Raw genomic sequence first — 11,581 nt, forward strand, 5'->3', positions numbered from 1 at the left:
ACCAAAAATCATTATATTTTTAAATAATCAAAACCATAGGGTGTACATTTTTATTGCCACATGCTCACAAGGTATGTGGCATGCTTGATGCTGGAGAGCATTAATAGTCATCCGCCCCATGCAAGGATTCTCATTCATCGTTTCCGATGTCACAAATCAGAGTCATACATTGTTATATGTATGAAACGTAAAAAGGAGCTGAGGAATGATGAACGACTTGACATGCATAATCATTGGAGGCGGCTATGTAGGACTTGCCGCGCTCAAAGCAATAAAGGAAAAGAGCAAAGGCATGGCGAATGGGCGGCAGATTAGGTTTGTTCTGATCGACAAGGAGCCCGGTCATTTGCGCAAATTTAGGTTATTTCGCCCGACTACGGTTGAGGAAGAAATTATGATTCCTTGGAAAGATTTAGTTTTAGATGGATTCGAATTTGTGCAAGGCACAGTTACCTCCGTATATAGTGGGGAAAAACGGATTCGATATAAGGATGCGCAAGGAAATGATGCTCAAATTCATTACGACCTTTTAGTCGTGGCGGTAGGCAGCATCGTAAGGAGACCCGAGCCCAATCAAGGCGGCATCGCCTTGATCGATCCGCAAGCTGCGGCGGACATCCGGAAGCGCTGGCGTGCCAATCTGCGAAAGGCGGCTCAAGAGACGAACCCCGAAGAACGAAAGCGGCTGACAACAATCGCGATTGTGGGAGCGGGAATCAGTGGCATTGAGACGTCCGCAGAACTAGCTCTCGCCATGAAGAAGGAAGCAACGGCACTCGGACTGAATTCATCCGATACCTCTGTCTATTTACTGAATTCACAGGAACGCCTGCTCCCGGAAGTGTCGGAGAAATATAGACGGAAGCTGGTTCAGGAGCTCAGTAAATGTGGAGTGACAGTGCTTAACAATCGCAAGGTGTTACGGGAGGAAGCAGGAGTAGTATTGTTTAGCGATGGCGACAGTCTGCCAGTCGGCATCTGTATATGGATGATTGGTCTGATACCGAATCCGGGCCTGTCCGGCATGAGCTTGCCGCTGACTTCTGATGGTCGAGTACTGGTAGATGGATCTTATCGCGTCAAAGGAGCATCGAGCGTATACAGTATTGGCGACTGTGCGAGAATTGTCGATCCGAAAACCGGCGAGGAGGACCAGATGACGTGCTTTGAAGGTTCGTTTCAGGCGCTTCGACTGGCGAAAATCATGATGGCCGATCTGGAGGGCCGTCCCGCGCCAATTCACCAATCGTCCAAACCGAATATGGATAATGCCTTCAATATAGGTCTGGGACAAGAAGGGGTGTTTTGGATACGTAAATGGGGACTTGACATAGTCATGACAGGAAAGCTTCCGGGTAAAATCAAGAAGTTCGTAGAGGACAAAACCAGTATGCTTCGATAGAAATGAAGAGAGAAAGATGTAATAGTTCTAACAGCCCAGAAAAGGAGATATAGCGATGGAAGAACTATATGATCAATATAAAGCGCTACTATTTACGCTGGCTTATCAGTTGACGGGCTCTATTGCAGACGCGGAAGATGTTGTACAGGATGTATTTTTTAAGGCCTACGAAGTACATGTCGAACTTTTGGAGGAGCCAAAGGCATATTTGTGCAAAATGGTAACCAATCACTGTCTCAATCTGCATAAGTCGGCACGAAAAAGGAGGGAAATATACGTCGGTCCATGGCTACCCGAACCGTTTAGGACGCCGGAGGAGGATACGATTGAGACGACGGTCGTCCACCGCGATCTGTTGTCTTACGCTATGCTCGTATTGATGGAAAGGCTAACACCGACAGAGCGGGCAGTTTTCGTCCTACGTGAGGCGCTAGACTTCGATTACACCGAAATAGCCGAACTGCTCGACAAGCGAGAGGCGAATTGCCGCAAGCTGATGAGCCGTGCAAAAAGCAAGATAGGACTATCGGAGGAGGATATGGTCGCGACTGAAGCGGTCGAATTGGAATGGGTTAGCCGGTTCCTTACATCCCTTGAGCAAGGTAACTTAGATCTTATACTGTCTCTGCTGACTGAAGACGCCCTGCTTGTCTCTGACGGAGGCGGAAAAGTAAAAGCGCTTAAGCGTTCGATACAAACACGCGATCACGTGGCCCGAGTCCTCCTCATCGGAATTGGAAAGATCGCGGCCAATTATAAGGAAAATCTTCGCTTCGATGTTACCCCTCTTAACGGTGAGACCGGTATAGTACTCCGTTCTGGTGATGAACCAATAGCTGCTATATTTGTACAACTCCAAGGCGGAAAGTTTGCCAGAATCTACATCGTACAAAATCCGGATAAGCTTACTAGAGTTTAGGAAGTCGACTACATGTCTTGAACGTGGATGTGGATTAATACCTATTAAACGATGTTCCAGTATGGACGATCGAGAACTGCTTAACCAACTTGTACCCGAACTGAACCAAATATATCAGCATTGAGATGACAAGTAATATTTTTTAGGGAAGTCTATTTGAATGCTAAAAATCATGAAGCTTTTAAATAGACAAAACCATAGGGTGTACATTTTTATTGCCACATGCCGCACAAGGTATGTGGCATGATTGATGCTGGATGGCGTTGATAGTCATCCGCCCCATGCAAGGTATTCTCATTCAGCGTTTCCGATGTCACAAATCAGAGCCTTACATTGTTATATGTATGAAACGTAATAAAGGAGCTGAGGAATGATGAACGACTTGACATGTATAATTATTGGAGGCGGCCATGCAGGGCTTGGAGCGCTCAAAGCAATAAAGGAAAAGACACGGAGAATAGCGAACGGACGGCAGATTCGGTTTGTCCTGATCGACAAGCAGCCCGGTCATATGCGCAAAGTACTGTTGTTCCGGCCTGCCGTGGGTGAGGAAGAGATTATGATTCCCTGGACACATTATGAGTTTTCAGAAGGAGTAGAATTCGTGCAAGGTATGGTTACGTTCGTGGATAGTGGGGAAAAACAGATTCGATATACAGATGCGCAAGGAAATGATGTCCGAATTCATTATGACCTTTTAGTTGTAACTGTCGGTAGCGTCGTTAGGCAACCGGATCCTAATCAGGGTGGCATTTCTTTAACCGATCTGCAATCCGCAGCAGTCATCCGGGAGTGCTGGCGCGCCAATCTACGGCAAGCTGTTGGTGAGACAAATCCTAAGGAACGAAATCGCCTGATGACAGTCGCAGTTGCGGGGGCGGGCATCAGTGGCGTCGAGACATCCGCCGAGTTGGCACTTGAGATGCAGAAGGAAGCATCAGCACTAGGACTGAACCCGTCCGAAATCTCTGTCTATTTATTGAATGGACAGGAACGATTGTTCCTGGAAGGACCCAAAAAAGTTGGAAGAAAATTAAATCAGATACTTGGTGAATGTGGAGTGACAGTGCTTTACAACTGTAAGGCTATGTGGGAAGAAGCAGGAGTGGTGATGTTGAACAATGGAGATCGTCTGCCGGTTGGTCTATGCATATGGACGATTGGTCTGATTCCGAATCCAGCTCTTCGCACTATGGGCTTGCCACTTACTCCTGATGGGCAAGTGCTGGTGGATGAATCTTACCGCGTCCAAGGGGCACCGGGCGTATACAGCATTGGTGACTGTACAAGAATTGTCGATCCGAAAACCGGCAAGGCAGATGGGATGAGGTGCGCAGATTGTGGGCTACAGGCAGATCGACTGGGAAAAATCGTAATAGCCGATCTGGAGGGCCGCACTGCGCCGGTTCACAAATCTTCTTCCTCGATTATGGATCTCTTCTGTATCGGCCTGGGGGAAAATCGCGGATTGGTATGGGGACGCAAATGGGGACTGAATATGGTTATAACGGGAAAACCTGCGTGGAAATTCAGGAATATTGCATGGAAAGCAGGCAGTAAGCTTCTATAAAAACAAAGAGACCAAGATTGCAATATTTCTTACAGCCAGAAAAGGAGAAATAGCGATGGAAGAGCTATATGACCAATATAAAGCGCTACTGTTTACGCTGGCTTATCAGTTGACAGGCTCAGTTGCAGAGGCGGAAGATGCGGTACAAGACGTATTTTTTAAAGCGTACGAAGTACATGTCGAACGTTTGGAGGAGCCAAAGGCATATTTGTGCAAAATGGTAACCAATCGCTGTCTCAATCTCCAGAAGTCGGCACGAAAGATGAGGGAAGTATACGTCGGTCCATGGCTCCCCGAACCGATTCGGACGCCGGAGGAGGATACGATCGAGATGACGGTCGTCCGTCGCGATATGCTGTCTTACGCCATGCTCGTCCTGTTGGAGAGGCTGACACCGACAGAGCGGACGGTTTTTGTCCTACGGGAGGCGTTAGGCTTCGATTACTCTGAAATAGCAGAGCTTCTCGACAAGCGAGAGGCGAATTGCCGTAAGCTGATGAGCCGCGCAAGAAGTAAGATGGAAATAACTGTGGAGGAGACGGTTGCAACCAAAGCGGTCGAAGTGGAATGGGCCAGCAGGTTCATCACATCCCTCGAGCAAGGCAACATCGATCATGTGCTCTCTCTGCTGACCGAAGATGTCATGTACGTCGCCGATGGTGGCGGAAAAGTATTCGCGGCACGGCGTCCGATTCAATCGCGAGATCAAGTGGCCCGAATCCTGGCCGGCGCTTTCGGCAGAATAAAGCACTATTATCAGGGAGGTCTTCAATCCGAGGTTGCTTCTCTGAACGGTGAGACTGGTATCATATTCCGTTCGGGTGACGAAACAGTGGCAGCTATATTTATACAACTCCGCCGAGAAAAGCTTGCCAGATTCTACATCGTAGTAAACCCAGATAAGCTTACCCGAGTTTAGATAGTCGATTATGTGCCTTTAACGTGTATGTGGATCTATACCTTTTAAACTTTGATCCAGTATGGACGATCGAGAACTGATTAACCAACTTGTACCCGAACCTAATATTTCAGCATTGAGATAACAAGGGAAGTCTTTGTTGAGTAAATATAGTGAAAAGAGCTTGGGACCCCAAGCTCTTTTAATGTGAATTGATATAAGAATTAATTTGTTAGATTTTTGTGATTTACTCTGTTTTTTGATTGTAATTTACAGTTTTTGCACTTCAAAAGTTCCCCCATTAGGTAGCCAATAACAAAGGTGGGTTTTTCGTTAATGTACCTTTTCGAGTGGGAAGTGGTTGTTTTTGCCCAAATTTTAGATTTATAGTATCAAAACGTTTTTTCTCTCGTCTAATTTATAGTAAGAAGAGTTGTATATTCATAGGGACTATGGACAAATACATTCATAAGGTGGGAAAAAATTGTTTACGAAAAGGATATTCATTTTCCTTGCTGCGTTGTTGCTAGCGTTGATGCCTTTAGGATATGAGTCATTTAATTTAAATGGTTCCAGTGTAGTTTTCGCTGCAAATGAAAGCTACCAAACGACGGCCAATCTAAATTTGCGAACCGGTGCTGGAACAACGTACAAAGTAATAATGGTAATACCGAAAGGAAAACAAGTAACTCTCATCTCCAAACATGGAATATGGTTCAAAGTCAGCTATTCAGGTAAAACAGGATATGTCAGTTCAACCTATTTAAAACAACTCACATCAACCTCTGCAGCAAAAACAAATCCACAAACTGTAAAATATGCTACAACCGACAACTTAAATATGCGAACGGGTGCGGGAACAACGTACAAAGTAGTAACGGTCATCCCGAAAGGAAAGCAAGTGACTCTCCTCTCAAAACACGGAACATGGTACAAAGTCACGTATTCAGGAAAAACTGGATTTGTCAGTTCTGCCTATTTAAAACAAGTCACATCAACCACAACACCAAAAGAAAATCCACAAACTGTAAAATATGCCACAACCGACAACTTAAATTTGCGAACCGGTGCAGGAACCACATACAAAGTGATAACGATAATTCCAAAAGGAAAAGAAGTAACGCTTATTTCGAAACATGGCACTTGGTATAAGGTGAATTATGCAGGGAAAACAGGGTACGTAAACTCACAATATTTAAAGCTACTAACAAGTGATAATCCTAAATTAACCGTTAAAAATGGGATCACGTACGTTGACGGAATTATTGTTGTCAATAAACGCTATGCACTACCATCAACGTATAATCCGGGTGAAAGCAAAGAGGCAAGAGCTGCATTCAACAAAATGCTTACCGATGCCAAAAAGAAAAATATTACCTTCCAAGTGATCAGCGGCTTTCGCTCATATGAATATCAGAAAAACTTATATAACCGCTATGTAAAAACTTACGGGGAAGCAGAAGCATCAAGATTCAGTGCGAAAGCTGGACATAGTGAACATCAAACAGGTCTCACATTTGATATTGGAGGACCGAATCAAGCTCATTGGCTAACGGAGTCATTTGATAAAACAGCGGAAGGAAAATGGTTAGCGGCAAACGCCCATCGCTTCGGATTCATCATGCGCTATCCAAAAGGAAAGGAATCCGTAACAGGCTATATGTATGAACCATGGCATTTTCGCTATGTCGGAGTAGAGCGGGCAACAAAAATCTTTAATAGTGGGAAAACTATGGAGGAGTATTACGGTTTTTTAGGACAATAGATTAAGAGATGCTCCTACCTATGTCATATGTAAAATATGAAAAATTCGACCTATTTCAATGCATTACGTTATACGGTATAGTATGAAACCATATACAGATGATTCTGGAAATTTATGTCTATTAATCTAAAAAGTGGTCATCAAACTCGTATAACGGGGTGAAGAAGTATGACGAGTAGGATCGAAAAAATTAGATTAAACATAAGAGGAATATTTGAGTCCACTCATCAAACTTTGAAGGAGTGGACTCAAAAACATCCATCTGTTGTATTTATTTATACTATTTTTTCTTGGGTTTCTTTAATTATCTTTGTTCTCAGCTTATTTTTCATGGAAGACTCACGTAAAATATTCGTCCAGTATTTTTGGTCATTTTATGTGATTTTACAATTTTGGTTGCTATGTCGCAGTAAAACATTATCTTGGAAACAATATACATATTTTTTTCTGGCAACGGGTTGGTTGATCGTACCGTTGAATTCATTCATTGTCCTAGCGATTACGTGGGTTTTCGGTGGGCAAGCCTCAAATGTATGGAGTCAAGCTTTTTTAACACCTATTGCTGAAGAAGTATTAAAATTAATTCCGCTCGCAGTCTATCTATTTTTATCTCGACGGGCTTCAGCTTTAAGCTTAAGTGACTTTGCCCTTATCGGTGCTGCTTCAGGAGCTGGTTTTCAATTTGTAGAGGAAGTAACGAGAAGATTAATTTCTGGTAGTCATTATGGTGTAACATTACTCGGTGGAAAAGTTCTGCATTGGGATTTATTTACATTATTTCCTGGTTATTTCGAAGAAAGTATTTTTCCAACTCAAATGACTTCGGGACATGCGTTATTAACTGCAATGGTGACATTGGGAATCGGAATAGCGATTAGATATAAACAAAAATTTATGAATTATTTCTACATTTTTCCCGGATTCCTTTTATTTATGGCCGTTTATGATCATATTTTATGGAATGCTAGTTATCAAGCTCCTAAATTATTACAAAGTATTCATAAAATACTAGGGAGCGGTTATGCCGCGAAACCATTATTCTTATTAATGCTCACTGCTGCTTTACTTATTGATTATTGGGAATTGAATCGAGTTCGTGAAAAAATACCTTTGCTTGAATACGAAAAAATAATAAATCCTTTTACCGAACTCTGGAATCTGATAGTAGCATTACTAAAGGATAGACAACGATTCGGTTATTTATTATTTTTTTATCGTGAACGCAGGGAACTGGCTTTTACATTCATACACGGTAATGCAGAAGCAAAGGACCGTATACCTTTATTGAAGACAAACGTTCAGAAGTATTATGGAGTGTTAACGATTATTGCTATAACGGTATTGGTTGCACTTGTTATTGGTGGATGGGAAAGTATATACAGCAACTATGAAACTTGCTTTGCCTGTTTATTTGATTCCTTGCAAAATTGGTGGGACAGATTATCTGGATGGGAGAAGGGAATTATTATTGCTGGAGCATTTGCCTTATCTGTCCCATTCTTAGGAATCTGGTCGGCTATTGGTGCTGTTTCAATGGGTATGGGAGTTGTGGCAAGCGGACATCAAATATCGGACATTCTCAGAAATCCCAAAAAACTACTTACACCTGAATATGCAGCAGCAGCCATTTTTACACTTGGATTAAGACGTTTTCCATTTGGTAAGATTGTTTCAGCAAAAGTTTTAAAAACTGCAAAAGGGTTCACAAGACATGAGTTTACAACGAAAGGCGGACTAACTTATCGAACAACGCATGGGAGTATGGGGGAACTACGCTCTGTTTTTGCTAAGATAAGTCATCTTAAAAAGGGGACAGCTACAAATGACGCTTCAAGAAGATACGCACGATCTCTTGGTAAACAAACAGACGATGCCGGTCATGGAATTGGTAACAATCTTGGCGGTCTAGGTTCAAGGTTCTCGGGCAATATATTTCCGCAAAACTTGAGCATTAATAGAGGGAAATTCGCGCAATTTGAAGGAATGATTGCAGATGAAGTTCAAGCAGGTAAAACTGTTTTTGTTCGTGTTGTGCCGAAATATGCGAGTGGTTCAACAAGACCTTATGAAGTGGTATATAATGTAAGAATTGATGGTCAGACAATCACAAGAGTTTTTCAGAATCCGTAAATGGATGAACATGCTAGGCATTGAATGGAAAAGTAAGTTTGTAATTCTGAACGGGGAGATGAAAAGAAATGGAGTCTAGCTATGTTTTAGAGGTTGATTCAGTCGATACAAAACAAAACGAAAATGATTCATCTTTTATTGGTGGCCAACCTTGTATTCCTGAGTCAATGGAAATCCCAGTCTGCCAATTATGCGGCGCAAAACAAACTTTCTATTTTCAAATTGCATTTCCGCAGGAACATTTTTGGCATGGTTTTACGATGGCTGTGTTTGCCTGTACTTCTTGTGCACATGAAGAACATCTTATTCCGGAAATGCTGCAAGAGGTTTTGCCAGGAATAAATATTCCAAAAGGCTTTCTTGAAGCTTATCAGAAAAACTTTAAAATAAATATTTTTGAAACAAAAGAAGGTGTCATGAGAAAAGATTATAAAGAGAGAGTTCGGTTTAAACGCTGGAACCTTATACCTACATCAGATATCCATCTTGGTCATAATAAACTAGGTGGTAATCCTAGATGGTTATTGGACGATGAAGCACCGGCAACTTACATGAATTCAATTCCCATGTTTTTTCTTATGCAGATGATGGAAGGGATGAAATTTGAAATTGTAGAGGATGCTCCCCTACAAACTATAATAAGCTTAAGAGGGAAACCGGAGCCTTCGAAGCATCGTTATTATGAGCTTTTTCTAGCAAATTATTTATATTTTTTTGGGACAAAAGATCGTTCAAATCCACTTGTATATATTCTTACACAGATTTAGACCAGCTAAATGGTGGTACGGTAAATGGAGTATAAGGTACAAGTTTAATAAATATAAATTAGATGAAGTCCTTATCAAAATGTTTGGTTGTGATTGTAATGATTCAAAGGAAAAAACTCTATGTCTATTCCGGATTCATTTGGTGTGTTCTTTTTGGGTTAATGAGCTTTTATTGGGCACTAGGAGGGATGGTAGGAGTAAAATCATTAGGCGGTTCAATCTATCAGCATGCATTGAAGAGGGAAGCGAGTTTTATAGTAATTGTTTGGTTAACCGGATTTATGAAGCTAGGTGGAGGACTATTTTTGCTTTTACTTTTAAAGGATTGGTCGATTAAAGTGCATCGCATACTATATTACATAGCTTTAATCGGAGGAGTTTTTTTGTTTTTGTACGGTCTTGCAAACTTTGTATCTCTTTCCCTTGCTTTTACTGGACTATTGTCAATGCAGATTGAAGGCTATGCTCTTAAGTGGAGACTCTTTTTCTGGGAGCCGTTTTGGATGCTAGGAGGGGTTTTGTTTATTTTATCTAGCATAAAGTTTAATAAAGAGAAAAATACTTCAGCTGACTACAGACAAAATTAATGCTAGGAGCTGAAACTATGAAGATTAATATTTTTCGAGTATCAGAATTACTGCTCGGTTTGATCTTTTTATGTGCTGGGCTGAATGGGTATATCGTTTTGTTCGGATTCAATCCTCTTTTTCCAACTAGTCCAAAGGCCATGGAGTTTCTGGGAACAGGTTATTTACTCGCTATGGAAAAAACACCGGAAATTGTTTGTGGAATCCTTCTAATAATTCGCCGTTTGGTACCTTTAGCATTAACGATTTTAGCACCAATCATCATTAATATTCTAGCGTTTCATATTTTTGTAGATCATGCACTTCTTCCGCTAGCTTTAATACTCTTTTTGCTTGAGGTCATATTAATTTGGAGATACAGGAAAAGTTTTATGGGCTTACTGAGCACTGCAGATGAGTAAAAAAGGATTTTTATAAAATAATTAAGCAATCGGCTCGTTTTAAATAAATATGGATAGCAAGACTTATTTCATAGGTACTTGGGAATATTTACTTTTTCAAATTTACCAGCTACCATAAGGGTCGACAATAAAAACTGCATAATTTATGTTGCACTAGGGGAGCCGCAAAGGCTGAGAAGAACGAGGAGGAGCGTTCTAATCCCTTATTACCCGATCTGGATAATGCCAGCGTGGGGAAGTGCGGCTTTATGACGGTTATCTTTTCGATATTCCGTGTATTGCTGCATCTTCCATTAAGATGCAGTTTTTTTATTGTAAAGGCTCTTTTCCAAAACAATATTGTATTTAGATGTAAATCTCAATTACGAGAAATAAATTTTATCCTTGGAACTGATATTAAAATGGGAAAAGAGCTACCGGCTTAATAAGAACCGTTAAACTTCCTTATTAGGCGTAAAAGCCGGATCTTGGGCTTTTACAAAAACAACAAGCCTTAAGAAAATAGCCATTGTAAAAAAACAAAACAGGAGGTATGTGTGTTGTCACAATCTATTTGCGGTAAAAGTCGTATTGTTGGTTTCAGGTTCTCACTCTACCCAATGAGTGACCAGTTTGTCGATGTAATCAAGGGTGCTTTAAACGAGACGGACACATCGAAAGTATGGTTGAAAACGGATGATATTAGTACGTGTATTCGCGGGAAGGCGGTCCATGTATTCGATGTTGCGAAGTGTGTCTACCTGCACGCGGCGAAAACAGGGTTACACGTTGTCTTGAACGGGACTTTTTCAATTGGCTGTCCCGGAGATTCAGAAGGGGATTCGTATATGATGGTAGATGATGTGCGCAGCAACGAAGCAGATTTGTTTGAGTTAAAAATAGAAGCGCCGACACAGTTTGCACTGTACCCTATGAATAATTCAGGCTATATGGATTTAATTGCAGATGTGGTAGAGATTGCAAAGGTAAAGGGAACATTTTCGGGAGGCATTCACTACGCGAGCAGGCTTGATGGGAACGCACATGATGTTTTTGCGACATTGGAAGATTCATTTATGGCCACTCAGGAAAAAGTAAGCCATGTCACGATGACTGTTAATATTGCCGCGAATAGTCCGTCCAGAAAGAAAGCATAAAGAGGA

10 protein-coding genes and 1 riboswitch are annotated in these 11,581 nt (G+C 41.6%); all 10 genes read left to right on the forward strand.

The window, feature by feature from the left end:
- Positions 1 to 205 precede the first annotated feature (205 nt).
- The gene (locus tag KHA93_RS21480) at positions 206 to 1,402 is read left to right on the forward strand and encodes an NAD(P)/FAD-dependent oxidoreductase (protein WP_233711270.1); all 1,197 of its coding nucleotides are present in this window, start codon (positions 206 to 208) and stop codon (positions 1,400 to 1,402) included.
- 55 nt (positions 1,403 to 1,457) lie between these two features.
- Positions 1,458 to 2,321, forward strand: a complete 864-nt coding sequence (sigJ, locus tag KHA93_RS21485; protein ID WP_213112585.1) for an RNA polymerase sigma factor SigJ — start codon at positions 1,458 to 1,460, stop codon at positions 2,319 to 2,321.
- Positions 2,322 to 2,694: 373 nt separating this feature from the next.
- Positions 2,695 to 3,891, forward strand: coding sequence for an NAD(P)/FAD-dependent oxidoreductase (locus KHA93_RS21490; RefSeq protein ID WP_213113081.1), 1,197 nt, complete (start codon positions 2,695 to 2,697; stop codon positions 3,889 to 3,891).
- 55 nt (positions 3,892 to 3,946) lie between these two features.
- Positions 3,947 to 4,810 carry an RNA polymerase sigma factor SigJ gene (sigJ, locus tag KHA93_RS21495; protein ID WP_213112586.1) on the forward strand — a complete coding sequence of 288 codons (864 nt, stop codon included), beginning with the start codon at positions 3,947 to 3,949 and terminating at the stop codon, positions 4,808 to 4,810.
- A gap of 463 nt (positions 4,811 to 5,273) precedes the next feature.
- Positions 5,274 to 6,554: an SH3 domain-containing protein gene (locus KHA93_RS21500; protein WP_213112587.1), complete on the forward strand. Its 1,281-nt coding sequence runs from the start codon at positions 5,274 to 5,276 to the stop codon at positions 6,552 to 6,554.
- A gap of 168 nt (positions 6,555 to 6,722) precedes the next feature.
- On the forward strand, positions 6,723 to 8,684 hold the full coding sequence (locus KHA93_RS21505) for a PrsW family glutamic-type intramembrane protease (RefSeq protein WP_213112588.1): 1,962 nt from the start codon (positions 6,723 to 6,725) through the stop codon (positions 8,682 to 8,684).
- A gap of 68 nt (positions 8,685 to 8,752) precedes the next feature.
- A complete protein-coding gene (locus KHA93_RS21510; RefSeq protein ID WP_213112589.1) occupies positions 8,753 to 9,451 on the forward strand; it encodes a hypothetical protein in 699 nt (232 codons plus the stop codon).
- Positions 9,452 to 9,549: 98 nt separating this feature from the next.
- On the forward strand, positions 9,550 to 10,038 hold the full coding sequence (locus KHA93_RS21515) for a DUF3995 domain-containing protein (protein ID WP_213112590.1): 489 nt from the start codon (positions 9,550 to 9,552) through the stop codon (positions 10,036 to 10,038).
- Between the two features lie 17 nt (positions 10,039 to 10,055).
- Positions 10,056 to 10,439 carry a hypothetical protein gene (locus KHA93_RS21520; RefSeq protein WP_213112591.1) on the forward strand — a complete coding sequence of 128 codons (384 nt, stop codon included), beginning with the start codon at positions 10,056 to 10,058 and terminating at the stop codon, positions 10,437 to 10,439.
- 145 nt (positions 10,440 to 10,584) lie between these two features.
- Positions 10,585 to 10,693, forward strand: a riboswitch (TPP riboswitch).
- A 282-nt stretch (positions 10,694 to 10,975) separates the two neighbouring features.
- Entirely contained in the window at positions 10,976 to 11,575 is a 600-nt protein-coding gene (locus KHA93_RS21525; protein WP_432806331.1) for a YkoF family thiamine/hydroxymethylpyrimidine-binding protein, read from the forward strand.
- Positions 11,576 to 11,581 lie beyond the last annotated feature (6 nt).

Origin of the sequence: Lederbergia citrisecunda, from assembly GCF_018343695.1 — a bacterium.
Classification (GTDB): Bacteria; Bacillota; Bacilli; order Bacillales; family Bacillaceae_C; genus Lederbergia; species Lederbergia citrisecunda.

Coding starts and splice junctions, on each gene's coding strand:
- KHA93_RS21480 (WP_233711270.1), top strand. CDS start 206: ATGATGAACGACTTGACATGCATAATCATTGGAGGCGGCTATGTAGGA.
- sigJ (WP_213112585.1), top strand. CDS start 1,458: ATGGAAGAACTATATGATCAATATAAAGCGCTACTATTTACGCTGGCT.
- KHA93_RS21490 (WP_213113081.1), top strand. CDS start 2,695: ATGAACGACTTGACATGTATAATTATTGGAGGCGGCCATGCAGGGCTT.
- sigJ (WP_213112586.1), top strand. CDS start 3,947: ATGGAAGAGCTATATGACCAATATAAAGCGCTACTGTTTACGCTGGCT.
- KHA93_RS21505 (WP_213112588.1), top strand. CDS start 6,723: ATGACGAGTAGGATCGAAAAAATTAGATTAAACATAAGAGGAATATTT.
- KHA93_RS21510 (WP_213112589.1), top strand. CDS start 8,753: ATGGAGTCTAGCTATGTTTTAGAGGTTGATTCAGTCGATACAAAACAA.
- KHA93_RS21515 (WP_213112590.1), top strand. CDS start 9,550: ATGATTCAAAGGAAAAAACTCTATGTCTATTCCGGATTCATTTGGTGT.
- KHA93_RS21520 (WP_213112591.1), top strand. CDS start 10,056: ATGAAGATTAATATTTTTCGAGTATCAGAATTACTGCTCGGTTTGATC.